We start from the raw sequence: 26442 nt of genomic DNA on the forward strand, positions 1-26442 counted from the left end.
CGTGTAAATGTTTTGAGGAGGGTTCTAATTGTGAGTGTAGAACCCTTCTTTGTTATGCTTGCAATATATTTCTTATAGGGAAGCTAGAAAGGATGAAAAATTTGGACAATCAACATAACCAAAATCATATTATGGGAACTTTGCAATGGTTTATATTTTTATTAGCGAATTCAATCGCACTACCAATTGTCGTTGGCGGATTATTTCATCTTACAACGGAAGAAATATTTTATTTAATGCAGCGTGCGTTTTTTGTAGTTGGTATATCTTCTTTTTTACAAGGGTGGCTTGGACATAGACTACCAATTGCGGATGGACCAGCTGGATCGTGGGTTGGAGTATTTACCGTACTTGCTTATGCAACGGCCGGGCAAGATCAATTACATAGTACGTTGCAAACTTTAGAATTAGGAATGATAATTTCCGGTGTTATTTTAATAGGATTAGGAGTCACTGGTTTTATCGGACGTATTTTATTTTTATTCACGCCGCTTGTGACAGGGACGTTTTTACTTTTATTATGTTTACAATTAAGCGGTGTATTTCTAAAAGGAATGCTAGGAATTACTGCTACTGTTTCTCAAATCGATGGATTTACAGCGATAATTGCGTTTAGCATATTTCTTTTCGTTATTATACTATCTAACTTCGGAAAAGGTTTTGTCAAAAGTTATGCGGTTTTAATAGGATTAATTAGTGGGTGGATTCTTTTTCTCATTGCAGGAAAAATGACGATTCCATCTCAAGTAACTCATTTTGTGCAACTTCCGCAAATATTTGCTTGGGGACTTCCAAAGTGGAATACAGGTATGGCTGTATCGAGTTTCGTTATGGTATGTATTTTAGTTTCAAATACAGTGGCAGCTATTATAGCAATTAATCAAGCTACCATTCAAAAGGGGACTATTGAACAAAAACAGTTGAAGGGTGGTACGTGGGTTGGAGGGATTTCGCATATCATTTCTTCTGTATTTTCAACTGTAGGTGTCGTGCCGTTACCAGCAACGGCAGGATTTATACGTTTAACGAAACAAAAATATATACGATCGTTCTTACTAGCATGTTTGTTACTAGTCGTAATGTCGTTACTTCCAAATATTATTCGTTACTTAGCATCGTTACCACCCGCTGTCGCATCTGCGGTTTTAATGGCTTCGTTCGTACAGTTAATTGGAATTGGGTTTCATAATATAAAACAAGTGCCAATGAGCGAAAGGAATGTAACGGTTTTAGGAGTTTCTGTATTATTTGGAAGCGGTGTTATGTTTTTACCGTCTGGAGCACTCCAATCACTGCCGTCTGTTATGCAATATATATTCGGAAATGGTTTGTTCGTAGGTACAGTTGTCAGCATATTACTAGAACAAATATGGCGTAATGAAAAGTGAGTGGATACAAAGAGTGTCTGCACTGTATAAAAGTCTAAAATAACATGTGAAATAAAGCCTATTTTCATTCACCACCCGCACATTTCGTTCATACAATATCTTGACTAAATAAACACCCAACTTACACATACACGGCTCTGGCTTAAGCAAGGAGGTTTATACCAGTTGAAGGAAAAAGCGTATCAATCTAAACCGTTACTCACAAAGAGAGAGAGAGAAGTATTTGAATTACTGGTTCAAGATAAAACAACGAAAGAAATTGCAGGTGAACTTTTTATCAGTGAAAAAACAGTGCGCAACCACATCTCAAACGCAATGCAAAAGCTAGGAGTTAAAGGACGTTCACAAGCAGTTGTTGAGCTTCTTCGCATGGGAGAGCTCGAACTATAAAAAGAAAGCCGACTTTTATATGAAGAGTCGGCTATTTTTTTGTTTATATTTTGAACTTAAAAAGGTATCTCAGACTTTGAGAAGGAAGATATGTTTAAGAAAGAAACGTTAAAAATAACTACTTTATAATATGATGAGGCATTCAGGGTAGGTATCTTTGTCATTTATGAATAAGAAGGTGCAAATATGAAGTTGTATTTTAAGGATATGGAGATAGGTGAAATTAAAGATGTTTTTGGAGACATGCCATGGATGTATGGAACAATTCGTCTATCTGAAAACAGTAAACCGTTCCAAAAATATTTTCGTGAGATGGTAGACGAAGATAGTGGATTTGATTTTGAAAGCATAGATCCTGAATTTTTATATGAAGGAAATTGGTCTGTTTTTGATGAGGATAATCAGCAGTATTTAGGGATTGATATACCTGCTATTCATATGGAGGATAAAACGATTGCGTGGCGTTGGAGATAAAAGCTATCAGATTGTGAACATCTTTGTACGAAATAATTCAAACGATAACAACAAGCAGAATTTTATACAAAAGGTCAGCTTGTTGTTATCGTTTTTTCCGCTTGCTATATGAATGATAAGAACATTTCATACATAAATAGGTAGTAAGGAGGGGATATGTTGAAAAGGATATTGTTAGTTTCAACAAGCGCTCATGATATGAATGGACACCCGACTGGTTTGTGGTTGGAAGAGCTCGCAGCTCCTTATAATGTGTTTAAAAAGGCTAAGTTCGATGTTGATATTGTGTCGATAAAGGGCGGTAAAGTACCTATTGATAGAGTGTCTATTCCAAATGGCATACCTCGTGAATTTAAGTATGTCGCTTCTTTATTGCAAAATACGAAGCCGATCTCAAATGTTCATTTTTCGGATTATGATGCAGTTTTATTTGGTGGTGGGCACGGGGCGATTGTAGATTTTCCAGGTAATCCATATGTTGCAAATTTAATTGAGAATATGTATAACAATAACAGAATTGTAGCGGCTGTTTGTCACGGAGTAAGTTCTTTAGTCGGTGTGAAAAATAAGGATGGCTCGTTTTTTAGTGCCGGTAAGCGTTTAACAGGTTATACGAATGATGAGGAAAAAGCTGTACATTTAGAAAAGCGAGTGCCGTTTTTATTAGAAAGTAAATTGAAAGAAGAAGGAGCTTTGTTTTATGTTGCTCCAAATTTCACACCGCATGTAGTAGTAGATGGGCGTTTAATTACAGGGCAAAACCCGCAGTCTAGTATGGAAATAGGGAAAGCTATAAGAAGAGCTGTAAATAAATTACAGAAAAGGTGCTCGCTTTAATTTCTGCTCATTTCTTCTTATTAATAGGAATGTCTTCTTTCCAAAAAAAGATGGAGCAATAAATACGCACTTTATTATAGAAGAAACCGACTTTCATATAGAAGGTCGGTTATTTTTCTGTCTTGCAAATTATGAAAAAAAGGAGCAAAATAAAAAAGGTCCTAGTCTATACAGGTACAAATGAAAATTTTCATACAGAAGCAGTTTAAGTTAGCGAACTTAAAGTGTGTAAAATATAATGATTAAAATAAGATGATGAATGAGAAAACGGGTGATGAAGTTGAATAGAGCAATCGGTGTTATCGATTCAGGAGTTGGCGGTTTAACAGTAGCGAAGGAATTAATTCGTCAGTTGCCGAAAGAGCGTATTATATATTTAGGGGATACGGCACGTTGCCCTTATGGTCCACGTTCTCGAGAAGAAGTGCGTCAATTTACGTGGGAAATGACGGAGCATTTACTAGATTTAAATATCAAAATGTTAGTTATTGCGTGTAATACAGCAACTGCGGTTGTATTAGAAGAGATGCAGAAACAATTACCAATTCCAGTGGTAGGAGTTATTCACCCAGGATCACGTACAGCTTTAAAAGTGACAAACACGTATCATGTTGGGATTATTGGAACGATTGGAACGGTGAAAAGTGGTGCATACGAAGAAGCGCTAAAGTCTATTAATAACCGTGTTATGGTAGAAAGTTTAGCGTGTCCGCCTTTCGTTGAGCTTGTAGAGAGTGGGAATTTTGAAAGTGAAATGGCGTATGAAGTTGTACGAGAAACGTTGCAACCGCTGAAAAATACTGATATTGATACACTTATTTTAGGTTGTACACATTATCCAATTTTAGGTCCTGTTATTAAAAAAGTAATGGGAGATAAAGTACAACTCATTAGTTCAGGTGATGAAACAGCGCGCGAAGTAAGTACAATTTTATATCATAGTAAAATGTTGAATGAGGGAGAGGAACAAAGTGATCATCTCTTCTTAACGACAGGAAAAATAGGCCTATTTAAAGAAATTGCATCAAAATGGTTCGGTCAACCGATTGAAAATGTGAAACATATTCATTTAGAAAAAGAATAATAGTAGAATGCATATAAGTGAGCTTCTGAGAAATCAGGAGTTTTTTTGTTTATAGGAAGCACAGCTTGTTCTAAAAAGTGAAACAGCTCGTATACATAATAGTACAAACTTAGATTTTAGGGGGGAATGGCATGCCTAAATCCACTTTTAAATGGGTTGTTGGTGCTACTGTGAGCGCTGTTTTACTAACAGGGTGTGGCTTTATAAATCAGGAGAAAGCAACGGAACAAATTGATCCGCCAAAACAAGTTACGTATACAGAGGGTGGAAAGAAAGAAGTAGCTAAGAAAGATAAGCAAGGACAAACGGTGAATAGAGAACTATACCTTGTTGATAAAAATGGTTATGTTGTACCGCAAACGTTAGCTATACCTACTCCGAAAGCGAATGAGGTCATTCAGCAAACGTTAGAGTACCTTGTGAAAGATGGACCGGTAACGAATTTATTACCGAATGGGTTCCGTGCAGTCATTCCAGCGAATACATCGATGACCTTAAATTTGAAAAAAGATGGGACGGCAGTCATTGATTTCTCTAAAGAAATGAAAAACTATGCAAAAGAAGAAGAGCGTCAAATGGTTGAGTCAATAGCGTGGACGTTGACGCAATTTAAAGAAATAAAACAAGTGCAGTTCCAAATAAATGGTGAGAAATTGGCGAAGATGCCTGTTGGTGGTACACCGCTTGGTGAAGGGGTGAGCCGTGCTAATGGTATCAACTTCGATGATGAACAAGTAGCGGATGTAACAAATACAAAACCAGTTACACTTTATTTTATGGCACAAAATAATAATAAACAGCAATACTACGTGCCAGTAACACGCCGCGTTGTAGAAGGGAAAGAAAGTGATTATGCAGCAATTATAGATGAACTTGTAAAAGGACCGATTCATCAATCGCTTCTGAATGATTTTAATCCAGGAGTTAAGTTGATTACGAATCCGAAGTTACAAGATGGAAATCTTACATTAAACTTTAATGAAAATATATTTATAAACCCAGATAAAAATATGGTTTCAAATTACGTATTGAAGTCGTTAGTTTTATCTTTAACAGAAAAGAAAGGCGTGAAAAGTGTTTCTATTGAAGTAAATGGTAAAGCGAATCTTATAGATGAAAAGGGCGGAAAGTTAATAAAACCTGTCGATCGTCCAGAAAACGTGAATACAGGTAGTTTTTAATCTTCAATAATTTGATATACTTAAGTAAGAAAGGGGAATTGCTTTTTGGGTTCCTCTTCTTTTATTGTATACATATCATACATTTAAATTTGGCTATACTAACAAGTAGTTATGAGGAGGTTATTTTTATGCGAGTAGATGGTAGAGAGAAAACAGAATTACGCCATATACATATTCATACGAATTATTTAAAAAATCCAGAGGGATCAGTATTAATTGAGGTTGGGGATACAAAGGTAATTTGCTCGGCGACAATTGAAGAGCGTGTCCCACCGTTTATGCGTGGAGAAGGAAAGGGCTGGGTAACAGCTGAATATGCGATGATTCCACGTGCAACAGAACAACGTACAATTAGGGAATCAAGTAAAGGGAAAGTAACAGGACGTACAATGGAAATCCAGCGCTTAATTGGACGAGCATTACGTGCGGTAGTTGACTTAGAAGCACTTGGTGAGAGAACGGTTTGGATTGATTGTGATGTTATTCAAGCGGATGGTGGAACGAGAACTGCTTCTATTACAGGTGCATATGTAGCAATGGTATTAGCATTTGAGAAGTTATTACAAGCAGAAAAAGTATCTAAAATTCCAGTAAAAGATTATTTAGCAGCAACGTCAGTAGGAATTGTTGAAGAGCAAGGTGTTGTTTTAGATTTAAACTACGCAGAAGATTCTAAAGCAGACGTTGATATGAACGTAATTATGACTGGAAAAGGTCAGTTTGTTGAAGTGCAAGGAACTGGAGAAGAGGCGACGTTTAGCAGAGCGCAGTTAAATGAATTACTTGATGCTGCGGAACAAGGTATCTTCCAACTAATCGACATGCAAAAAGAAGCGTTAGGTGACATCGTATCTCATATAGAGTAGAGGTGGAAAGTATGAAACAAGTTGTTGTAGCGACAAAAAATATGGGGAAAGTACGTGAATTTGCTGAGTTATTTGAGCGATTTGATTTAGAAGTAAAATCATTGCACGATTTTCCTTATATTGAAGAAGTCGAAGAAACTGGTGAAACATTTGAAGAAAATGCAATCTTAAAAGCGGATAGTCTGAGTAGACAGCTGAATGCGATCGTAATCGCGGATGATTCAGGTCTTATTGTAGATGCTTTAAATGGAAAACCAGGCGTGTATTCAGCTCGTTTTGCTGGAGAGCCGAAAGATGATCAAGCGAATATTGATAAAGTGTTACAAGAATTAAATGAAATAGCGTTTGAAAAGCGTAAAGCTCGTTTCTACTGTGCATTAGCAGTGGCTTTCCCTGAAGGTGATAAAAAGCCTGTCATTGTAAACGGGACGTGCGAAGGGTATATTTTAGAGCAGCGCCGCGGGGAAAACGGCTTTGGATATGATCCGATTTTTTATGTGGAAGAATATAAAAGAGCGATGGCGGAACTAAGTTCAGATGAGAAAAATGCCATTAGCCACCGTGGACGTGCTCTTCGTAAGCTAGAAGAAAAAATCCCTGAATGGTTTTTAGGAGAATAAGGGAGAGAGATTGATGAAAGCTTTAATCGTAAGCGATAGTCATAGCTCCGTGAAGGAATTACAGCAGTTGAAAGAAAACTATGAAGGAAAAGTAGATGTCATGATTCATTGCGGTGATTCAGAGCTAACGCCTGCTCATGAAGAGCTGCAAGGTTTCCATGTTGTAAAAGGGAACTGTGATTATGCTAACTTTCAAGACGAAATTGTAACTGATGTAGATGGCATTCGTTTCGTAGTTGTGCACGGACATCGTCATAACGTGAAAATGACATTACAAACATTAGCGTACCATGCGGAAGAGGTAGGGGCGCAAGTTGCATGCTTCGGACACTCTCACGTATTAGGTGCAGAATTAATCGACGGCGTATTATTTATTAATCCAGGCAGTATTTTATTGCCACGTCAGCGTGTAGAAAAGACATTTGCTTTATTAGAAATGGATGAAAATCAAATGGAAGTTCGTTTTGAAACATTAGACGGACAACTAGTTGAACAAGCAGTTTTTAAAAGAGGATAAGAAAAATTATCCTCTTTTAAAAAAGGTGTTGACTTTATGTATGGTTATACATATAATAAATATTGTCGATAGGGCAACAGCGCTAACGAAGAAAAATAAAATAACATATGCGGGTGTAGTTTAGTGGTAAAACAAGAGCCTTCCAAGCTCTGGTCGAGAGTTCGATTCTCTTCACCCGCTCCATGTCCCAGTAGCTCAGCCGGATAGAGCATACGCCTTCTAAGCGTACGGTCGGGAGTTCGAATCTCTCCTGGGACGCTAAAAAAACCTTGTTATCTTTTGATAACAAGGTTTTTTGTTTGTTTAAAAATTGATGTATGTGCAAGAGGTGTAAAAAATATAAAGTAAAATATGATAATTATTATATACAACAGATTAAAGTGCATTAAGAAAGAGCGCTATTTATGCGCCCTATTTCTCTTGTTTAATTTAAAGAATCAATAGGCTTATGAGGAAACTTCATATCTATATTATCCCAATGGTTCACTTAGAATGTTATAAAACTTTTTACCATTCTAGTACGATTAAGCAGCCGTTATCGGAACTTATCCCCGACAGTGTGTTACAATTAATAGAAGCGGAAAACGAGAATCTCCAATTGACTGGACGTGTGATTGGTTGGACAGTTTAAGAAGGTTGTATAAAAAAGGGAGATGGCGCAAAGATGGCGAGATCAAATGAGAATGATTTAACGGAGAAATTGGCAGAAGGTCACCGGAAATATGGTGATGGCAACTTTACAGTACAGAACATCGGTGATGAAACTAACCCAGATTGGACTGTCGTAAAAAATGTGAGGAAGGGATCGGCAGGCATTCGTGAAGGAGAAGATATATTAAGACTGCGATCAAAATATATAAAATAGTACGGAAATGAGCGGGCTGAGAGTTCGAACCTCTCTTGGGACGCTAAGAAAACCTTGTTATCTTTTGATAACAAGGTTTTTTGTTTGTTTTAAATTAATTATTAATAAACTTCTCAAAGACAAAACCATAATCTTTCACGTTATATTGTTTCTTCGTATCAACGAGCCAGTTAAAGGCGATCTCGTTCATTTCTTTAAATTGTTCTGCTAAATTTACTTGTGCGTTTGAAATATGGCTGAAAGCGTTAGATGCCATATCTAGACTTTTATGTGCATACTGCAATGTAATATCGTTGTCGTATGAAATTTCTTCTATTTTAAGTAAAGCCTTATATAAATCTTTTAATTCTTCAATATGTTTTTTATGAACATCAATTGAATAATGCTCATCCCCCATCTGGAACTTAATTTCTACGTCTAAATCAATCGTTCCTGCAGTTTCAAGTGCTACGTTTTTAATTTGATACTTACTATAACTAAAGCGGCGTAGTGTACGTTTTTTACTTGTTGCGCTTGTACCATCTAGGTGGATTAATCCTTTGTTTGTGAAACAATATTCATCTGATTTTGATTTGATTAGAAAATAAATTTTCTCCCCATCTTCATGCATCACGTAATCATCAGCATCAACTTTATCGTAATCTTTCGGTGTAATGACAGAACCTACATCGCTTAGCCCTAATACATCTGCAGCCATTTTTTTAAACATACATAATCCCCCTTGTAAAATAAATTCTTAATTGTATAAAAATATATTAACATGATTTTCATCGGTTGTTTTCTTGTAATACGAAAATATATGAAGGTAAGTTAAGAAAAGTAACGAATAATTATTTCAACCCTAAGTTATTTAGTAAATCTATCAGTTTAAGAGTGGATTCTCCGAAAAATAATCAAGAGAAAAAAGTTAATTTTGCAAGTAATTATAGAGAAATTCCGTGAAAACCTCTCAAGTAATATGAGGTTTTTTTCTATCCATTTTGAAATCTTACAATTCTGTAAGGTAACTGTAAGGAAGTTCGATGGTAACAAATTGCTAATCCTCTATAATGAAGGTAACAACGATAAAACGAGGAGGAAGAAATGATGAAAGGGTTAATCGTAACGGGTTTAACAGTTGCTTTTGGATTTGTAGCATATGAGAAATTAACGTATGTAGTTGATGTTGTAAAACATTTAATCGCTTAGTAAAAAAACTGCCGTGAGAGGGAAAGGGAATGAGTGAATGAATGGAATGGTTATTTGGAATTATAGGTACTTGTAGTGTAGTGTTATTGTTCTTTGTCCCGAGCGGTATACTTAGTTCGACAACGAGTTTGTTCTTCTTAAGTTTGTTTGCTTGTACGATGCTTATTATTATGTTTTTAATGAAGCGAAGTAAACCAATCTTCTATTTTAGCATGATTGTTATGGCAATTATTGTTCTCCAAATTATTACCCTTGTTATATACCCCACTATTATAAAAGCTTTCCATTAATGATGAATCCTCTGCTTTAATTGCTGAGGATTTTTATTTGTACATTTTTAATTTTTAGTAAGGATTTGTTTATATCGAAATATAAAAATTAAATATTTCCATATTTCAAACAAAGGGTTTTGGGATGTTGTGTTCTTATTACTCATTTGATATATTTACTTTAAAGATAATTAAAATCTAGAAAAAGAGGCGGACGTATGGATAAAAAAGAAAATACGGTCGTATTGTTTCCACAACTATCAGAGCGATATATTGATGAAGGTTTTTTAGCACTGAAAGAGCGGAAATTCGAAGATGCATTGCGCTGCTTTGAAATATTACGTCAGTATAATGCAGAAACGGAACAAACGGAACTCGCTTCTGTTATTTGTTTGTTAGAATTAAAACATATGGAAGAAGCGAAAGACAAATGTGAACAGTTACTTGAAACAGGAGCTGTATTATTTGGTGATATTCTTGAAACATATGTGACGATTTTAGTTCAAACAAATGATTATGAAGGTGTCATTGAAATCGTTGAAAAGGTTTTGCAAACGAAAGATGTAATGCCTGAGCAAAAGGAAAAATTAGCACAGCTCGCTTTATTTGCAGAAGGTATGTTAAGTGAAGTAGATACGTCACTAGTCGATTCGAATTTTGAATTGGATGAGTTTACTAATGAAATGTTTGGAGAAAACTTTGGGCAAAAGCTAAGAGCGATTCAGCAACTTTCGTTAAAAGACTTGGATCTTGCATTACCTATTTTAAAGAAATTTTTAATAGACGAAAAACAGCACCCTTATTTGAAAACTTCTATTTTATATAAAATGATAGAAAATCAAATAGAAGAAGAGATAGAGGTAGAAAAGTTTGGAAATACGATCAAGGTGATTCCAGCATTTACAGGTCATAATGAGGAGCAATCCAATAACATTATACATACATTATCAAGCCGATTAGAGCAAAATTATCCCGATATATTTGATGCGATGGTTACATATTGGAAAGAATTGCGAATTAGCGTTTTCCCATTCGCTCTATTAATGGATAAAGTGGAGATTTGGGCTGCTGTTTTAGAGAGAATTGGAAGAAAGCGTTTCGGATTGACTATTGATGAAGAAGAGCTTATGACAGCGTATAATATTGAATTAGAAGAGTTTCATATTGCCTATCAATGGTTATTACGTGTTGAAAGAGAAGGATATTTGCCCGTATAATTATGAAAAAGAATCGTTCGGTTCTTGAAACGAGCATATTCTATGTTATAATGTAAGGGTTGCAAAAGGCAGAAATCTGCCTGTTTGTAAGAGAAGAGAAGTGTAATTCTCTTACTTAATATGTTTCATATTATTCTCGAACAAAATATACCGTAGTTGTCTTTTAGGCAATTAGTAGATTGGAACATTATATCTGAAAGCTTTTGCTAGAGGATTATTTGTACTTTTGTTATTTCAAAAAAGAGATAATGAAGATTTTAATCTATAGAGGTATGTGCATACATTATTATAGTTGGAGGGAAAGAATAAATGGCTGCAAAATGGGAAAAATTAGAAGGTAACGTAGGCGTTTTAACAATCGAAGTTGATGCTAAAGAAGTAAACAACTCTATCGACGCTGCGTTCAAAAAAGTAGTACAAACAATTAACGTACCAGGTTTCCGTAAAGGGAAAATGCCTCGTCCGTTATTCGAACAACGCTTTGGTATCGAATCTTTATACCAAGATGCTTTAGATATCATCTTACCAAAAGCATACGGTGAAGCGATCGATGAAGCTGGTATCTTCCCAGTTGATCATCCTGAAATCAACATCGAGAAGTTCGAAAAAAATGCTAACCTTATCTTCACTGCAAAAGTTACAGTGAAACCTGAAGTTAAATTAGGTGAGTACAAAGGTTTAGCAGTAGAAAAAGTTGAAACAACTGTAACTGACGAAGATGTAGAGAACGAATTAAAATCTTTACAAGAGCGTCAAGCTGAACTAGTTGTTAAAGAAGAAGGAACTGTTGAAAACGGTGATACAGCTGTAATCGACTTCGAAGGTTTCGTTGATGGCGAAGCATTTGAAGGCGGAAAAGGCGAAAACTATTCTCTTGCAATCGGTTCTGGTACTTTCATCCCTGGTTTCGAAGAGCAAGTAATTGGTCTTAAATCTGGTGATTCTAAAGAAGTTGAAGTATCATTCCCAGAAGAGTACCACGCTGCTGAATTAGCTGGTAAACCAGCTACATTCAAAGTAACAATTCACGAAATCAAAACAAAAGAACTTCCTGAGTTAAACGACGAGTTCGCTAAAGAAGCTGACGAAGAAGTTGCAACTCTTGATGAATTAAAAACAAAACTTCGTACAAACTTAGAAGAAGGCAAAAAGCACGAAGCTGAGCACAAAGTACGTGACGAAGTAGTAGAATTAGCTGCTGCTAACGCTGAAATCGAGATTCCAGAAGCTATGATCGACACTGAGTTAGATCGTATGGTTCGTGAATTCGAGCAACGTTTAAGCCAACAAGGTATGAACCTTGAGCTTTACTACCAATTCACAGGTACTGACGCTGACAAGTTAAAAGAGCAAATGAAAGAAGACGCTCAAAAACGCGTAAGAATCAATCTTGTTCTTGAAGCTATCATTGAAGCTGAAAACATCGAAGTTACTGAAGAAGAAGTAACTGCAGAAGTTGAAAAAATGGCTGAAATGTACGGTATGCCAGTAGACGCTATCAAGCAAGCTCTTGGAAGCGTAGACGCTTTATCTGAAGACCTTAAAGTGCGTAAAGCTGTAGACTTCTTAGTAGACAACGCTGCATAATAAAATAACAAGGCGCGATTTTAATCGTGCCTTGTTTTATAAATATAGAAATATATTTATAAAACTTTTCGATGAAGAAGGAAAACTTCCTTTACAAGTCGAATATACATATTTCAAAAGTTTTAAAATTTTTTTATTTGTACATAACTAGTCATATTATTTGTATTTCTCGCCACGTAGTGACATAATATGTATTTACATACGATACATTTATCGTGTACATACGAAGGCAAGAGGTTAGCACTTTGTAAGGGGTGTGAAAATATGTTTAAATTTAATGATGAAAAAGGTCAATTAAAATGTTCTTTCTGTGGTAAAACACAAACGCAAGTTCGAAAGTTAGTTGCAGGTCCAGGTGTTTACATTTGTGACGAGTGTATCGAACTTTGTACTGAAATTGTACAAGAGGAGCTTGCGAAGGACGAAGAAGTAGAATTCAAAGATGTACCGAAACCGGTAGAAATTCGTGAAATCTTAGATGAGTATGTCATCGGACAAGATAACGCGAAAAAAGCACTAGCGGTAGCGGTATATAACCATTACAAACGCATTAATTCTAACAGTAAAATTGATGATGTAGAATTAGCGAAGAGTAATATTTCACTTATTGGGCCAACTGGTAGTGGTAAAACATTATTGGCACAAACATTAGCGCGTATTTTAAATGTTCCATTTGCAATCGCGGACGCAACATCTTTAACAGAAGCTGGATATGTAGGGGAAGATGTAGAAAACATCTTACTAAAATTAATCCAAGCAGCTGATTATGATGTAGAGAAAGCGGAAAAAGGAATCATTTATATTGATGAGATTGATAAAGTGGCACGTAAGTCCGAAAATCCATCAATTACACGTGATGTATCTGGTGAAGGTGTACAGCAGGCACTTCTGAAAATTTTAGAAGGTACTGTAGCGAGCGTTCCACCTCAAGGTGGTCGTAAGCATCCGCATCAAGAGTTCATTCAAATTGATACAACGAACATCCTATTCATTTGTGGTGGAGCGTTTGATGGCATTGAGCCAATTATTAAACGTCGCCTTGGTGAGAAAGTAATTGGATTTGGTGCTGAGAAGAAAAATGCTGATGTAAATGAGAAGCATGTTTTATCTCACGTTTTACCAGAGGATCTTTTAAGATTCGGTTTAATTCCGGAGTTTATCGGTCGTCTTCCAGTTATTGCGAACCTAGAGCCGCTTGATGAAGATGCTCTTGTAGATATTTTAACGAAACCGAAAAATGCACTTGTTAAGCAATTCCAAAAATTATTGGAGCTTGACGATGTTGAGTTAGAGTTTGAAGAAGGTGCACTAGTTGAGATTGCGAAAAAAGCAATTGAACGTAAAACAGGTGCTCGTGGACTTCGTTCTATTATTGAAGGCTTAATGCTTGATGTAATGTTCGAACTTCCATCTCGCAAAGATATCGAGAAGTGTATTCTGACGAAAGAAACAGTAGCTGATAATGAACCGCCGAAATTGGTGTTACAAGACGGTACTGTACTTGATACAAAAACATCTGCATAGTGCGAAGAAGAAACAGCAATTTTTATAATTGCTGTTTTTCTTTATGTTTAGCTATGTTCCTCCGCGGAAATACTAAGTGATAAAACATTGCGGGAGGAAATAAATTATGAGCTGGACAAATATATTTTTACTTGTTCAACTTGTTTTTGGTGTAATTGTCGGATTGTATTTTTGGCATTTACTTCGAAATCAGCGAACACAAAAAGTTTCAATTGATCGAGAATCGAAAAAAGAATTAGAACAGCTTCGTAAAATGCGTGAGATTTCTTTAACAGAGCCCCTTGCGGAGAAGGTACGTCCTACATCCTTTTTAGATATTGTAGGGCAAGAGGACGGGATTAAGTCGTTAAAAGCGGCTCTTTGTGGTCCGAATCCGCAACATGTAATTATATATGGTCCGCCAGGTGTTGGGAAGACAGCGGCAGCACGTCTTGTATTGGAAGAAGCGAAACGCAATCCGAAATCTCCATTTCGTACGAATGCAACATTTATCGAACTTGATGCGACGACAGCAAGATTTGATGAACGTGGTATTGCAGACCCATTAATTGGTTCAGTCCATGATCCGATTTATCAAGGGGCAGGTGCAATGGGGCAAGCGGGTATCCCACAGCCGAAAAAAGGGGCTGTAACAGATGCGCATGGTGGTATTTTGTTCATTGATGAGATTGGTGAATTACATCCAATTCAAATGAACAAAATGTTAAAGGTGCTAGAAGATCGGAAAGTATTTTTGGAAAGTGCGTACTATAGTGAAGAAAATTCGATGATTCCAACGTATATACATGATATTTTTCAAAAAGGTTTGCCAGCCGATTTTCGCTTAGTTGGGGCGACGACACGTTCGCCAGAGGAGATTCCTCCTGCTATTCGGTCACGCTGTTTAGAAGTGTTTTTCCGTGAGTTAGATACAGAAGAGATTCAAAAAGTAGCGAAGAATGCAGCTGATAAAGTGGAAATGCAAATAGGTAAAAATGGTGTTGAAATGATTGGGATGTATGCAAGAAATGGACGAGAAGCGATTAACCTTGTACAAATTTCTACTGGTATGGCAATAAATGAAGAACGTTCTTTCATTAAAGATGAGGATATAGAGTGGGTTGTTCACTCTAGTCAACTTACACCGAAATATGAAAAACGTATTTATCCTATTCCGAGAATCGGTCTTGTAAATGGACTTGCTGTATACGGACCAAATACAGGCGCGTTATTAGAAATTGAAGTAACAGCAATCAAGGCGAAAGATAAAGGGTCGGTAAATGTTACCGGGATCGTGGAAGAGGAAAGTATTGGTAGTCAAACGAAATCTATTCGCCGTAAAAGTATGGCGAAAGGTTCTGTAGATAATGTATTAACAGTACTTCGTTCTCTAGATGTGTTGCCAGAAGGTTACGATATACATATTAATTTTCCAGGTGGTATCCCAATTGATGGGCCTTCGGCAGGTATTGCTATGGCAACAGGTGTATATTCAGCGGTGCATCGTACGTATGTGAATAATGAAGTAGCGATGACCGGTGAGATAAGTATACACGGGGAAGTGAAACCTATTGGTGGTGTGTACGCAAAAATAAAAGCCGCGAAAAAAGCAGGTGCTAAGAAAGTCATCATTCCTGCTGAAAACATGCAACCGTTTTTGTATACAATAAAAGGAATTGAAATCATTCCTGTTCGTAAGTTAAAAGAAGTATTTGAGCTAACATTTATGCAGGAAAATATGCATCGAGACCTTGATATACATACTACTGTAGACGAAACAGATGCACAATCAATGTGAGAATGAGCGATAATAAAATTTGCCAGACTTCGTTTAAGTTTGTATGCTTAAGCGGAGTCTTTTTTCCTTTTTAAAAGGGAGAAAAAACGAGGGATTTACAATTGCGGAAAATCTCTGCAATTGCATCTAGATGTATTGTAATATAAAATAGTTGAACAGGAGTTTAATTTATTATGGAGGTGCTATGTCTAGTATGAATACGAATGAAAGAATCGTACCCCTCCTACCATTAAGAGGCGTTCTCGTATATCCAACGATGGTTCTGCATCTTGATGTAGGACGTGATAAATCGATACAAGCACTAGAGCAGGCGGCAATGGATGAAAATATCATCTTTTTAGCGATGCAAAAAGAAATGAATATCGATGATCCGAAAGAAGATGACATATATAGTGTAGGTACAGTGGCGAAAGTGAAGCAAATGTTAAAATTGCCGAACGGTACGCTTCGTGTCCTTGTAGAGGGTTTACATAGAGCTGAAGTAGTAGAGTTTATCGAAGAAGATAATGTAGTGCAGGTTTCTATCAAAACGGTAACGGAAGAAGTGGAAGATAATCTAGAAGAGAAAGCTCTTATGCGTACATTACTGGAGCATTTCGAACAATATATTAAAGTTTCGAAAAAAGTTTCAAATGAAACATTTGCAACGGTAACTGATGTGGAAGAGCCAGGGAGATTAGCTGATTTAATTGCTTCTCACTTGCCGATTAAAACGAAGCAGAAACAAGAAATATTAGAGATTGTATCTGTGAAGGAACGATTACATACACTTATTTCAATTATTCAAGATGAACAAGAGTTACTTAGTTTAGAAAAGAAAATTGGACAAAAAGTGAAACGTTCAATGGAGCGCACGCAAAAAGAATATTTCTTACGTGAGCAAATGAAGGCGATTCAAACTGAACTTGGTGATAAAGAAGGTAAGGGCGGGGAAGTTGAAGAACTTCGTGAGAAAATTGAACAATCAGGAATGCCTGAAGAAACAATGAAGGCTGCACTGAAAGAATTAGACCGTTATGAAAAGTTACCAGCAAGTTCTGCGGAGAGCGGTGTTATTCGTAATTATATGGATTGGTTATTAGCACTTCCGTGGACAGAAGCGACAGAAGATATGATTGATCTTGCTCATTCTGAAGAGATTTTGAACAAAGATCATTACGGGCTTGAGAAAGTAAAAGAGCGAGTACTTGAATATTTAGCTGTGCAGAAGTTAACGAATTCATTAAAAGGACCTATCCTTTGCTTAGTAGGACCTCCTGGGGTCGGGAAAACATCGTTAGCGCGTTCGATTGCAACATCATTAAATCGTAATTTTGTCCGTGTATCCCTTGGTGGTGTACGTGATGAATCTGAAATCCGTGGTCACCGTCGTACGTATGTTGGAGCGATGCCAGGACGCATTATTCAAGGTATGAAAAAGGCGAAAACAGTTAATCCAGTCTTTTTATTAGATGAGATTGATAAAATGTCTAACGACTTCCGTGGAGATCCATCAGCGGCATTACTTGAAGTGTTAGACCCAGAACAAAACCATAACTTCAGTGATCACTACATTGAAGAACCGTATGATCTATCGAAAGTTATGTTTGTAGCAACTGCGAATACACTTTCAAGTGTTCCAGGTCCGTTGCTTGACCGTATGGAAATTATTTCAATTGCTGGCTATACAGAACTTGAAAAAGTTCACATTGCCCGTGAACATTTATTGCCGAAACAATTAAAAGAGCATGGCTTACGAAAAGGTAATTTACAAGTACGTGATGAAGCGCTTCTTGAAATTATTCGTTATTATACACGTGAGGCCGGTGTTCGTACGCTAGAGCGTCAAATTGCAAAAGTTTGTCGTAAAGCAGCAAAAATTATCGTTACAGCAGAACGTAAGCGTATTGTAGTAACAGAGAAAAACATTGTTGATTTACTTGGTAAGCACATATTCCGTTATGGGCAAGCTGAAAAAACAGACCAAGTTGGTATGGCAACAGGGTTAGCGTATACAGCAGCAGGCGGTGATACACTTGCGATTGAAGTGTCTGTAGCGCCAGGTAAAGGGAAATTAATTTTAACAGGGAAACTTGGGGATGTTATGAAAGAATCCGCACAAGCAGCGTTTAGCTATATTCGTTCTCGTGCAGAAGAACTTCAGATTGATCCGAATTTCCATGAGAAAAATGATATTCATATTCATGTTCCAGAAGGAGCAGTTCCAAAAGATGGACCGTCAGCAGGTATTACGATGGCAACGGCACTTATTTCTGCACTAACAGGTATTCCTGTAAGTAAAGAAGTGGGGATGACAGGTGAAATTACACTTCGTGGTCGTGTATTACCAATTGGTGGTTTAAAAGAAAAAACATTAAGTGCTCACCGCGCAGGCTTAACAAAAATTATTTTGCCAGCAGAAAACGAGAAAGATTTAGATGATATTCCAGAAAGCGTAAAAGAAAACCTTACGTTTGTGCTTGCATCTCATTTAGATGAAGTATTGGAGCACGCATTAGTAGGAGTGAAACAATGAAAGTAACAAAAGCAGATATTGTAATTAGTGCTGTTAAACCAGAACAATATCCAGACAGTGATTTACCAGAAATTGCATTAGCAGGTCGTTCAAATGTCGGGAAGTCTTCCTTTATTAATAAAATTTTAAATCGTAAAAAGTTAGTACGTATTTCTTCTAAACCAGGGAAAACGCAAACGTTGAACTTTTTCTTGATCAATGAGATGATGCATTTTGTTGACGTTCCAGGTTATGGATATGCGAAAGTATCTAAAACAGAGCGCGCAGCATGGGGCAAGATGATTGAGACTTACTTTACAACACGTGAGCAATTAGACGCAGCTGTATTAGTAGTTGATTTACGTCACCAACCAACAAATGATGACGTGATGATGTATGATTTCTTAAAGCATTATGAAATCCCAACAATTATTATTGCGACGAAAGCCGATAAAATTCCGAAAGGGAAATGGCAAAAGCATTTAAAAGTTGTAAAAGAAACGCTTGCTGTTGAAATTGGCGATGAAATCGTTCTATTCTCTTCTGAAACAGGACTTGGAAAAGAAGAAGCGTGGAAGGCAATTCATAGAATGACAAAAACAAAAAACGCGTGACGAATGTCGCGCGTTTTTTTTATTTACTAAATTTTTTTATCGTACGTTTAATGTAACCTCAATATTACCTCTTGTTGCTTTTGAATAAGGACATACACCGTGAGCGGCTTCTACAAGTTCTTGTGCTTCGTCATGAGAGACGCCAGCAACATGTACATCAAGTACAGCAGATAGGCCGAAACCACCATCTGTATCTTTTCCAATAGAAACGTGAGCAGTTACTTCTGTACTTTCTACTTTCACACGTTTTGTACGAATGACAAGTTGTAATGCACTATCAAAACAAGCGGCATAACCAGCAGCAAATAGTTGTTCTGGATTCGTTGCCTCTCCGCCTGCACCACCTAGTGCTTTCGGCATTTTTACATCAAGATTTAATATGCCATCATCTGAAATTACTTTTCCGTTTCTTCCACCTGTAGCAGTTACTGAAGCAGTATATAATTTATCCATGTTTATTCCCCTTTTCTATCATTAATTGTTTTCATTGTTTCAATTAGTTTATTTAATTGAATTAATAAAGAACGATATTCTTGTTCTGTAATTCCTAAATTTGTTGCCATTGTTGTCGGCAATGAACAAGCCTTTTCTTTTAAACCTTTACCTTGTTCTGTTAATTTAATACAAACTTTGCGCTCATCTTCTTTGGAACGAACGCGTTTTACAAGTTTTAATGATTCCATTCGTTTTAACATAGGTGTTAATGTACCGGAATCTAAAAATAGACGTTCTCCAATTTCTTTTACTGTTAGTCCATCTTGCTCCCATAGTACGAGTAAAGTAATGTACTGAGGGTACGTAATACCCATCTCTTCTAAATATGGTCGATAAAAGCGGGTAACTTCTTTAGAACAGGCGTAAATAGAAAAACAAAGTTGGTTATCTAGATGTAAAGAATTCTCTGTCATACATAACTCCTTTCTAATTAAGTTGTGCACAATTTAATTTTATAAAATCAATATAACGAAAAAGAAATACAATGTCAAATACATTGTATTGAGAAAGTTTGTGCTACAATTTGGAACAATCATACATATTTTTCTTCATGATGAAAGAAGATAGGAAAGATGATGTTATAATTCATATGGAATAGTTTCCATCACTTGATTATGAGTGCTTTTTTTGGTAACGTACAAATAGAGTTATTAATTTATAATCATTATAAAGTAGAAAGTCTTTATTAGTTTTACTGAATCTCCTTTATTACATACGGAGAATAAATAAAAAATAATTGGTTGTTCACACGATTGTCAGATTCATAAGAGGAAAGTTGTATTATGATAGTAGATAAAGTGATAAAACGGGTGAAGGGGGACATGCTGCGTGCATATTCTTGTTGTTAGTGTAAATTATCGAACAGCCCCTGTAGAATTTCGTGAGAAACTCACATTTCAGGCAGCAGAGCTAGAGCAAGCAATGACTACATTACAAAATCAAAAGAGCGTGTTAGAGAATGTCATTGTATCAACTTGTAATCGCACTGAGATTTACGCTGTTGTCGATCAATTACACACGGGACGGTATTATATTAAGAAGTTTTTAGCTGATTGGTTTCAGCTTGAAATAGAAGAAGTCGCACCATATTTAACTATTTTTGAACAAGACGGTGCAATAGATCATTTATTCCGCGTGACGTGCGGTTTAGATTCTATGGTAGTTGGAGAAACACAGATTTTAGGCCAAATAAAAGATAGCTTTTTAGAAGCGCAACAAGTAAAAGCGACAGGCACAATTTTTAATGAGTTGTTTAAGCAGGTGGTTACGTTAGCGAAACGTGCGCACTCAGAAACGACGATTGGTGAAAGTGCGATGTCTGTTAGCTATGCTGCTGTTGAGCTCGGAAAGAAAATATTTGGTGAGTTAACAGATTGTCATGTGCTTATTCTTGGTGCTGGTAAGATGGGTGAACTGGCACTGCAAAACTTATATGGAAGCGGTGCTCGAAAAGTAACCGTCATGAATAGGACGTTTACGAAAGCGGAAGTAATGGCTGAGAAATATATGGGACATGCAAAGCCTTTAAGTGAATTGCAATGTGCATTATTAGAAGCAGATATTTTAATTAGTTCAACTGGTGCATCTGAATATGTCATTACGAAAGAGATGATGACAAAGGTAGAGAGAATGCGCTCTGGTCGTCCGTTATTTATGGTGGATATTGCAGTGCCACGTGATATTGATCCAGCGATTGATGAACTAGAAGGTTCTTTCTTATATGATATTGATGATTTGCAAGGAGTAGTGGAAGCGAATCGTGCTGAGCGTTTGAAAGAAGCAGAGAAAATTCAATTTATGATTGAAGAGGAAATTGTTTTATTTAAAACGTGGTTAAGTACACTTGGTGTTGTTCCGTTAATAGCAGCTCTTCGTGATAAGGCACTTGCTATCCAAAGTGAAACGATGGAAAGCTTGGAACGAAAAATACCGAATCTTAGTGATCGTGAGAGAAAAGTAATTAGTAAGCATACGAAAAGTATTATTAATCAATTATTAAAAGACCCAATTTTAGTAGCGAAAGAAATTGCTGCTGAAGAGGGAGCAGACGAAAAATTAGCGTTATTTGCAAAGATTTTCGACTTAGAAATGGAAGATGTAGAGAGTTGTGCGGAAGAAGTAGAACATAAAAGAGCGTGGACACCATCCGTTCCATCTTTATAATTTGGAAGGATGATCGGATGAGTTTTTTAAATAACAGTATTATTTATCATATTGCAATTATTTTATATGCTTGTAGCATTAGTTTATATTTTATAGATTATTTCCAAAGTAACCGAAAGGCGAACCGATTTGCTTTTTGGTTACTTTCGATTGTATGGGTTCTGCAGTCTATCTTTATGTTACTTAGGGCTACAGATTCAGAAACGAACCCTATATTAACTTTATTATCAGGGATTTATTTTTATGTTTGGCTATTGATTACGATGTCGTTAGTCATTAATCGATTTATGAGAATTGACTTTCTAGTCTTTTTTACAAATGTTGTCGCATTTGGCGTAAGCGCTTTTTCTATTTTTACACCGCTCGGAAAGATGTCGCCGGTACTGGCAGAGCAATTAGTTTCAGAACTTGTATATGTACATGTCGGTATGGCTATTATTTCTTATGCAACTTTCACTGTATCGTTCATTTTTTCTATTATGTATTTATTGCAATATCGCCTATTAAAAAAGAAAAAATGGAATGCGAGATTAAGAAGGTTAGGGAATTTACCGAAGCTAGAATCGATGTCTTACGGATTAAATTTATTTTCTGTTCCATTTTTCTTATTAGCTATTTTATTAGGATGCATATGGGGATATACGAAATTGGACAATTTCCATTGGTATGATACGAAAGTGATTGGGTCTTTTGTCGTTCTATTTGTATATTGTGCTGGCCTATATTTACGAGTGGCAGATGTGTTGCAAGGGAAGAAAATCGTGCAGTGGAACATCGGAGCATTTCTCGTAATGCTAATCAATATTTTTCTATTAAGCAGTTTATCCAACTTCCACTTTTGGTATTTATAATGAGGAGAGAGAATTATGCGCAAAATTATTGTAGGGTCACGAAAGAGTAAATTAGCATTAACGCAAACAAACTGGTTTATTGATCAGTTAAAAGCACTAGGTTTACCATATGAATTTGAAGTGAAAGAAATCGTCACAAAAGGTGATGTTATTTTAGATGTTACTCTTTCAAAAGTAGGCGGAAAAGGCTTGTTTGTTAAAGAGATTGAACATGCGTTACTTACGAAAGAAATTGATATGGCTGTACATAGTATGAAAGATATGCCGGCCGTACTTCCAGAAGGATTAATGATTGGTTGTACACCGAAGCGTGTTGACCCTCGTGATGCTTTTATCTCAAAAAGCGGAGCAGCGTTTGAAGAGTTAGCAGAAGGCGCTATTTTAGGTACGAGTAGTTTAAGACGCAGTGCACAATTATTAGCTGCGAGACCAGATTTACAAGTGAAGTGGATTCGAGGAAATATCGATACACGTTTACGTAAATTACAAGAAGAGGATTACGATGCAATCATTTTAGCAACAGCTGGATTACAAAGAATGGGCTGGGATAATGAAGTTATTACAGAACATTTAGATGAGACGTTATGTGTACCTGCTGTAGGACAAGGTGCATTAGCGATTGAATGCCGTGAGGATGATAAGGATTTACTACAGTTGTTAGCGCATATGAATGATGCAGTAACAGAAAGAACAGTGGCGGCAGAACGAGTATTTCTTCATAAACTTGAAGGTGGCTGCCAAGTTCCGATCGCTGGATATGCAACTCTTACAGAAAATGATGCAATCGAATTAACAGCTCTTGTCGGTTCTATGGACGGTTCTATTTTATTGAAAGAGACAGTAGTAGGAACTAATCCAGAGGAAGTAGGATTAGAGGCTGCGGACCGCTTAATTAAACAAGGCGCCAAAGAACTCATTCTTGCTGCAAATAAGGGGCAACAATAAATATGAACGCTCTCGCTGGCAAAACGGTATTAATTACACGTGCCCAGCATCAAGCGAAACAAATGAGTGTAGCGGTGAAAGAAAAGAGCGGAATTCCATTGGAAATTCCGCTTTTGCGTATGGAAGGTATGTCTCATAGGCAAATTCAACATATAGCAGGGCAACTGCATTCGTATGACTGGGTTATTTTTACGAGTAAAAATGGAGTAGCTTTTTTTCTAGATAGTTTGAGAAAGAAGCTACCCGCAAAGACTAAAATTGCTGCAGTAGGCGTGAAAACAAGGTTAGAGTTAGAAAAGCGGGGCTATCAAGTGGACTTCGTTCCAACTGCATTTGTTGCAGAAGTATTTGCAGAAGAGTTTGTAAAAAGACTAAGTGGAAACGAGTGCATTTTATTTCCGAAAGGGAATTTAGCAAGAGATGTAATTCCAGTTGCACTTCGCGAAATTGGTGTTTCTCTAGATGAGCTAATCGTATATGGTACGAAAGAGAATGTAGGGAAAAGGCAAGAGCTTATAGTAGCGTTAGAAGTAGGGAAAGTAGACATTATTACATTTACAAGCCCTTCAACTGTTACTAGTTTTGTTCGTTTACTTGAGGGTACAAACTGGAGAGAATGGACAAAAAACTGTACAATTGCTTGTATAGGGCCTATTACGGAAAAAGAGGCGATCCTTTATTTTCCACATGTTATTATGCCGAAAGAGTACACTGTAGAAGCATTACTACAATGCATTTGTGAATCTATAAAATAAAAGAATGGGGATAGAAATCTATGAACTCTTTACAATTTAATCGTCATCGTCGCTTAAGACAAAGCGGTAATATGCGTGCGCTTGTGCGTGAAACGTTTTTACATACGGAAGATTTTATTTACCCTATTTTTGTATTAGAAGGAGAAAATGTTCGTAATGAAGTGCCTTCTATGCCAGGCGTATATCAAATATCTTTAGATTTATTGCAAGCTGAAATGCAAGAGGTTGTTGATTTAGGTATTCGTTCTGTTATTGTATTTGGTTTACCTGCTGAAAAAGATGAAGTTGGATCATCAGCATATTGTGATCATGGAATTGTGCAACGTGCAATTAAGCAAATTAAAGGTGAATTCCCTGAGCTAGTAGTAGTTGCAGATACATGTTTATGTCAATTCACAAGCCATGGTCATTGCGGTGTAATTGAAGATGGTATTATTTTAAATGACGAGTCTCTTGCAGTTCTTGCGAAAACAGCTGTAAGCCAAGCGAAAGCAGGAGCGGACATTATTGCGCCATCAAACATGATGGACGGATTCGTAACAGCAATTCGCCATGCATTAGATGAAAATGGTTTTGGACACGTACCAGTAATGTCGTACGCTGTGAAATATTCATCAGCATTTTACGGACCATTCCGTGATGCGGCGCACGGTGCTCCGCAATTTGGTGATCGTAAAACATATCAAATGGATCCAGCGAACCGTATGGAAGCATTCCGTGAAGCAGAATCAGATGTAATGGAAGGGGCAGATTTCTTAATTGTAAAGCCAGCTCTTTCTTACTTAGATATCATTCGTGATGTGAAAAATAACTTTAATTTACCAGTCGTTGCTTATAACGTAAGTGGTGAATATTCGATGATTAAAGCAGCAGCGCAAAATGGTTGGATTAATGAAAAAGAAGTTGTACTTGAAAAATTAATTAGCATGAAACGTGCAGGAGCAGATTTAATTATTACGTATCATGCAAAAGATGCAGCAAGATGGTTACAAGAAGGAGGCGCTAAATAATGAAAAAGTTTGATAAGTCGATTGCGGCGTTTGAAGAGGCGCAAGATTTAATGCCTGGTGGCGTAAATAGTCCCGTTCGTGCTTTTAAGTCTGTTGGTATGAATCCGTTGTTTATGGAGCGCGGAAAAGGCTCTAAAGTATATGATATCGATGGAAATGAATACATCGATTACGTATTATCATGGGGTCCTTTAATTCATGGTCATGCGAATGATCGTGTTGTTGAAGCTTTAAAATCTGTTGCTGAAAGAGGAACAAGCTTCGGTGCCCCAACGGAAATTGAGAATAAATTAGCGAAACTTGTTATTGAGCGCGTACCATCAATTGAGATTGTACGTATGGTTAACTCTGGAACAGAAGCGACAATGAGTGCGCTACGTTTAGCTCGTGGTTATACAGGACGTAATAAAATTTTGAAATTCATCGGTTGTTACCACGGTCATGGTGATTCGTTATTAATTAAAGCGGGTTCTGGTGTGGCGACGCTAGGTTTACCAGATAGCCCAGGTGTACCAGAAGGTGTAGCGAAAAATACGATTACCGTAGCGTATAACGATTTAGAAAGTGTGAAATACGCTTTCGAACAATTTGGTGATGATATTGCTTGTATAATTGTAGAACCAGTAGCAGGAAATATGGGTGTTGTTCCTCCGCAACCAGGATTTTTAGAAGGTCTTCGTGAAGTAACAGAGCAAAATGGTGCATTGCTTATTTTTGATGAAGTCATGACAGGATTCCGAGTTGCTTATAATTGCGGACAAGGTTATTACGGTGTAACACCTGATTTAACTTGTTTAGGTAAAGTAATCGGTGGTGGCTTACCAGTAGGAGCATACGGTGGTAAAGCAGAAATTATGCGCCAAGTTGCACCGAGCGGACCGATTTACCAAGCAGGTACTTTATCAGGTAACCCACTTGCAATGGCAGCAGGTTATGAAACGTTAGTACAGTTAACGCCAGAATCATATGTAGAATTTGAGCGTAAAGCTGAAATGTTAGAAGCTGGCTTACGTAAAGCGGCTGAAAAACATGGCATTCCGCATCATATTAACCGTGCGGGTTCTATGATTGGTATCTTCTTTACAGATGAACAAGTTATTAATTACGATGCAGCAAAATCTTCAAACTTAGAATTCTTTGCGGCTTACTATCGTGAAATGGTAGAACAAGGTGTATTCTTGCCACCATCTCAATTCGAAGGCCTATTCTTATCGACAGCACATAGTGATGCAGATATTGAAGCGACGATTGCAGCAGCTGAAATTGCAATGTCAAAATTAAAAGCTTAATTGTTGAAAGAAAATCGCTCTCCATAAGGGGAGCGATTTTTT

General features: G+C 36.9%; 27 protein-coding genes and 2 tRNA genes. 26 read left to right on the forward strand and 3 right to left on the reverse strand.

Going from position 1 to position 26442, the window contains the following annotated elements; all coding sequences use genetic code 11:
* Nucleotides 1-92: 92 nt before the first annotated feature.
* From AC1Q8N_RS08975 to AC1Q8N_RS09035, 13 genes are all read left to right on the forward strand, one after another.
* A complete protein-coding gene (locus AC1Q8N_RS08975) occupies nucleotides 93-1388 on the forward strand; it encodes a purine/pyrimidine permease (protein ID WP_098642469.1) in 1296 nt (431 codons plus the stop codon).
* Between the two features lie 165 nt (nucleotides 1389-1553).
* Entirely contained in the window at nucleotides 1554-1778 is a 225-nt protein-coding gene (gene gerE / locus AC1Q8N_RS08980) for a spore germination transcription factor GerE (RefSeq protein ID WP_000659484.1), read from the forward strand.
* 186 nt (nucleotides 1779-1964) lie between these two features.
* A complete protein-coding gene (locus AC1Q8N_RS08985; RefSeq protein ID WP_000780756.1) occupies nucleotides 1965-2252 on the forward strand; it encodes a hypothetical protein in 288 nt (95 codons plus the stop codon).
* Nucleotides 2253-2408: 156 nt separating this feature from the next.
* The gene (locus AC1Q8N_RS08990) at nucleotides 2409-3089 is read left to right on the forward strand and encodes a type 1 glutamine amidotransferase domain-containing protein (protein WP_098681305.1); all 681 of its coding nucleotides are present in this window, start codon (nucleotides 2409-2411) and stop codon (nucleotides 3087-3089) included.
* Nucleotides 3090-3363: 274 nt separating this feature from the next.
* The gene (racE, locus tag AC1Q8N_RS08995; protein WP_000774000.1) at nucleotides 3364-4173 is read left to right on the forward strand and encodes a glutamate racemase; all 810 of its coding nucleotides are present in this window, start codon (nucleotides 3364-3366) and stop codon (nucleotides 4171-4173) included.
* Nucleotides 4174-4304: 131 nt separating this feature from the next.
* Nucleotides 4305-5354 (forward strand): spore germination protein GerM, encoded by a 1050-nt coding sequence (gerM, locus tag AC1Q8N_RS09000; protein WP_088048059.1) that lies wholly within the window; start codon nucleotides 4305-4307, stop codon nucleotides 5352-5354.
* A 128-nt stretch (nucleotides 5355-5482) separates the two neighbouring features.
* A complete protein-coding gene (gene rph, locus AC1Q8N_RS09005) occupies nucleotides 5483-6220 on the forward strand; it encodes a ribonuclease PH (RefSeq protein ID WP_097993737.1) in 738 nt (245 codons plus the stop codon).
* 11 nt (nucleotides 6221-6231) lie between these two features.
* Nucleotides 6232-6840, forward strand: a complete 609-nt coding sequence (locus tag AC1Q8N_RS09010) for an XTP/dITP diphosphatase (RefSeq protein ID WP_048541335.1) — start codon at nucleotides 6232-6234, stop codon at nucleotides 6838-6840.
* 13 nt (nucleotides 6841-6853) lie between these two features.
* Nucleotides 6854-7357 carry a metallophosphoesterase gene (locus AC1Q8N_RS09015; RefSeq protein ID WP_000645521.1) on the forward strand — a complete coding sequence of 168 codons (504 nt, stop codon included), beginning with the start codon at nucleotides 6854-6856 and terminating at the stop codon, nucleotides 7355-7357.
* A 109-nt stretch (nucleotides 7358-7466) separates the two neighbouring features.
* Nucleotides 7467-7540 (forward strand) — tRNA-Gly (locus tag AC1Q8N_RS09020).
* A gap of 1 nt (nucleotide 7541) precedes the next feature.
* Nucleotides 7542-7615, forward strand: a tRNA-Arg gene (locus tag AC1Q8N_RS09025).
* A 190-nt stretch (nucleotides 7616-7805) separates the two neighbouring features.
* Nucleotides 7806-7988: a hypothetical protein gene (locus AC1Q8N_RS09030; RefSeq protein ID WP_098048055.1), complete on the forward strand. Its 183-nt coding sequence runs from the start codon at nucleotides 7806-7808 to the stop codon at nucleotides 7986-7988.
* A 33-nt stretch (nucleotides 7989-8021) separates the two neighbouring features.
* Nucleotides 8022-8222 (forward strand): hypothetical protein, encoded by a 201-nt coding sequence (locus AC1Q8N_RS09035; protein ID WP_000124458.1) that lies wholly within the window; start codon nucleotides 8022-8024, stop codon nucleotides 8220-8222.
* 94 nt (nucleotides 8223-8316) lie between these two features.
* Here AC1Q8N_RS09035 and AC1Q8N_RS09040 read toward each other — a convergent pair whose 3' ends face one another.
* Nucleotides 8317-8931 carry a PH domain-containing protein gene (locus tag AC1Q8N_RS09040; RefSeq protein WP_431097688.1) on the reverse strand — a complete coding sequence of 205 codons (615 nt, stop codon included), beginning with the start codon at nucleotides 8929-8931 and terminating at the stop codon, nucleotides 8317-8319.
* A gap of 520 nt (nucleotides 8932-9451) precedes the next feature.
* Here AC1Q8N_RS09040 and AC1Q8N_RS09045 point away from each other — a divergent pair.
* From AC1Q8N_RS09045 to ysxC, 7 genes are all read left to right on the forward strand, one after another.
* Entirely contained in the window at nucleotides 9452-9700 is a 249-nt protein-coding gene (locus AC1Q8N_RS09045; RefSeq protein WP_001983650.1) for a hypothetical protein, read from the forward strand.
* A 197-nt stretch (nucleotides 9701-9897) separates the two neighbouring features.
* Nucleotides 9898-10896 (forward strand): hypothetical protein, encoded by a 999-nt coding sequence (locus tag AC1Q8N_RS09050; protein ID WP_046956273.1) that lies wholly within the window; start codon nucleotides 9898-9900, stop codon nucleotides 10894-10896.
* A gap of 309 nt (nucleotides 10897-11205) precedes the next feature.
* Entirely contained in the window at nucleotides 11206-12483 is a 1278-nt protein-coding gene (gene tig, locus AC1Q8N_RS09055; protein WP_000729261.1) for a trigger factor, read from the forward strand.
* A gap of 264 nt (nucleotides 12484-12747) precedes the next feature.
* Complete coding sequence (gene clpX / locus AC1Q8N_RS09060) at nucleotides 12748-14007, forward strand: ATP-dependent protease ATP-binding subunit ClpX (RefSeq protein ID WP_000472285.1); 1260 nt, start codon at nucleotides 12748-12750, stop codon at nucleotides 14005-14007.
* 106 nt (nucleotides 14008-14113) lie between these two features.
* Nucleotides 14114-15784 (forward strand): ATP-dependent protease LonB, encoded by a 1671-nt coding sequence (gene lonB, locus AC1Q8N_RS09065; protein WP_048541340.1) that lies wholly within the window; start codon nucleotides 14114-14116, stop codon nucleotides 15782-15784.
* 184 nt (nucleotides 15785-15968) lie between these two features.
* The gene (lon, locus tag AC1Q8N_RS09070) at nucleotides 15969-18299 is read left to right on the forward strand and encodes an endopeptidase La (protein ID WP_098079529.1); all 2331 of its coding nucleotides are present in this window, start codon (nucleotides 15969-15971) and stop codon (nucleotides 18297-18299) included.
* On the forward strand, nucleotides 18296-18892 hold the full coding sequence (gene ysxC / locus AC1Q8N_RS09075; RefSeq protein ID WP_000869124.1) for a ribosome biogenesis GTP-binding protein YsxC: 597 nt from the start codon (nucleotides 18296-18298) through the stop codon (nucleotides 18890-18892). The genes lon and ysxC overlap by 4 nt, the downstream gene beginning before the upstream one ends.
* 36 nt (nucleotides 18893-18928) lie before the next feature.
* Here the strand turns inward: ysxC and AC1Q8N_RS09080 are convergent, their stop codons facing one another.
* Both AC1Q8N_RS09080 and AC1Q8N_RS09085 read right to left on the reverse strand, forming a co-directional pair.
* Nucleotides 18929-19345, reverse strand: a complete 417-nt coding sequence (locus tag AC1Q8N_RS09080; protein ID WP_048541345.1) for an organic hydroperoxide resistance protein — start codon at nucleotides 19343-19345, stop codon at nucleotides 18929-18931.
* A 2-nt stretch (nucleotides 19346-19347) separates the two neighbouring features.
* Nucleotides 19348-19800 (reverse strand): MarR family winged helix-turn-helix transcriptional regulator, encoded by a 453-nt coding sequence (locus AC1Q8N_RS09085; RefSeq protein WP_098642471.1) that lies wholly within the window; start codon nucleotides 19798-19800, stop codon nucleotides 19348-19350.
* Between the two features lie 415 nt (nucleotides 19801-20215).
* Between AC1Q8N_RS09085 and hemA the strand changes: the two genes are divergently transcribed.
* From hemA to hemL, 6 genes are read left to right on the forward strand one after another with little or no spacing between them, the layout of a single operon-like run.
* Nucleotides 20216-21550, forward strand: coding sequence for a glutamyl-tRNA reductase (hemA, locus tag AC1Q8N_RS09090; protein WP_048541348.1), 1335 nt, complete (start codon nucleotides 20216-20218; stop codon nucleotides 21548-21550).
* A 17-nt stretch (nucleotides 21551-21567) separates the two neighbouring features.
* On the forward strand, nucleotides 21568-22401 hold the full coding sequence (locus tag AC1Q8N_RS09095) for a cytochrome c biogenesis protein (RefSeq protein ID WP_000008998.1): 834 nt from the start codon (nucleotides 21568-21570) through the stop codon (nucleotides 22399-22401).
* A gap of 15 nt (nucleotides 22402-22416) precedes the next feature.
* A complete protein-coding gene (gene hemC, locus AC1Q8N_RS09100) occupies nucleotides 22417-23346 on the forward strand; it encodes a hydroxymethylbilane synthase (RefSeq protein ID WP_048541350.1) in 930 nt (309 codons plus the stop codon).
* Nucleotides 23347-23348: 2 nt separating this feature from the next.
* A complete protein-coding gene (gene hemD / locus AC1Q8N_RS09105; protein ID WP_048541352.1) occupies nucleotides 23349-24101 on the forward strand; it encodes a uroporphyrinogen-III synthase in 753 nt (250 codons plus the stop codon).
* A 20-nt stretch (nucleotides 24102-24121) separates the two neighbouring features.
* Nucleotides 24122-25111, forward strand: coding sequence for a porphobilinogen synthase (gene hemB / locus AC1Q8N_RS09110; protein WP_046958800.1), 990 nt, complete (start codon nucleotides 24122-24124; stop codon nucleotides 25109-25111).
* Nucleotides 25111-26400 carry a glutamate-1-semialdehyde 2,1-aminomutase gene (hemL, locus tag AC1Q8N_RS09115; RefSeq protein WP_048541355.1) on the forward strand — a complete coding sequence of 430 codons (1290 nt, stop codon included), beginning with the start codon at nucleotides 25111-25113 and terminating at the stop codon, nucleotides 26398-26400. The genes hemB and hemL overlap by 1 nt, the downstream gene beginning before the upstream one ends.
* Nucleotides 26401-26442: the final 42 nt, after the last annotated feature.

Source organism: Bacillus sp. GW823-FHT06B01, from assembly GCF_058952315.1.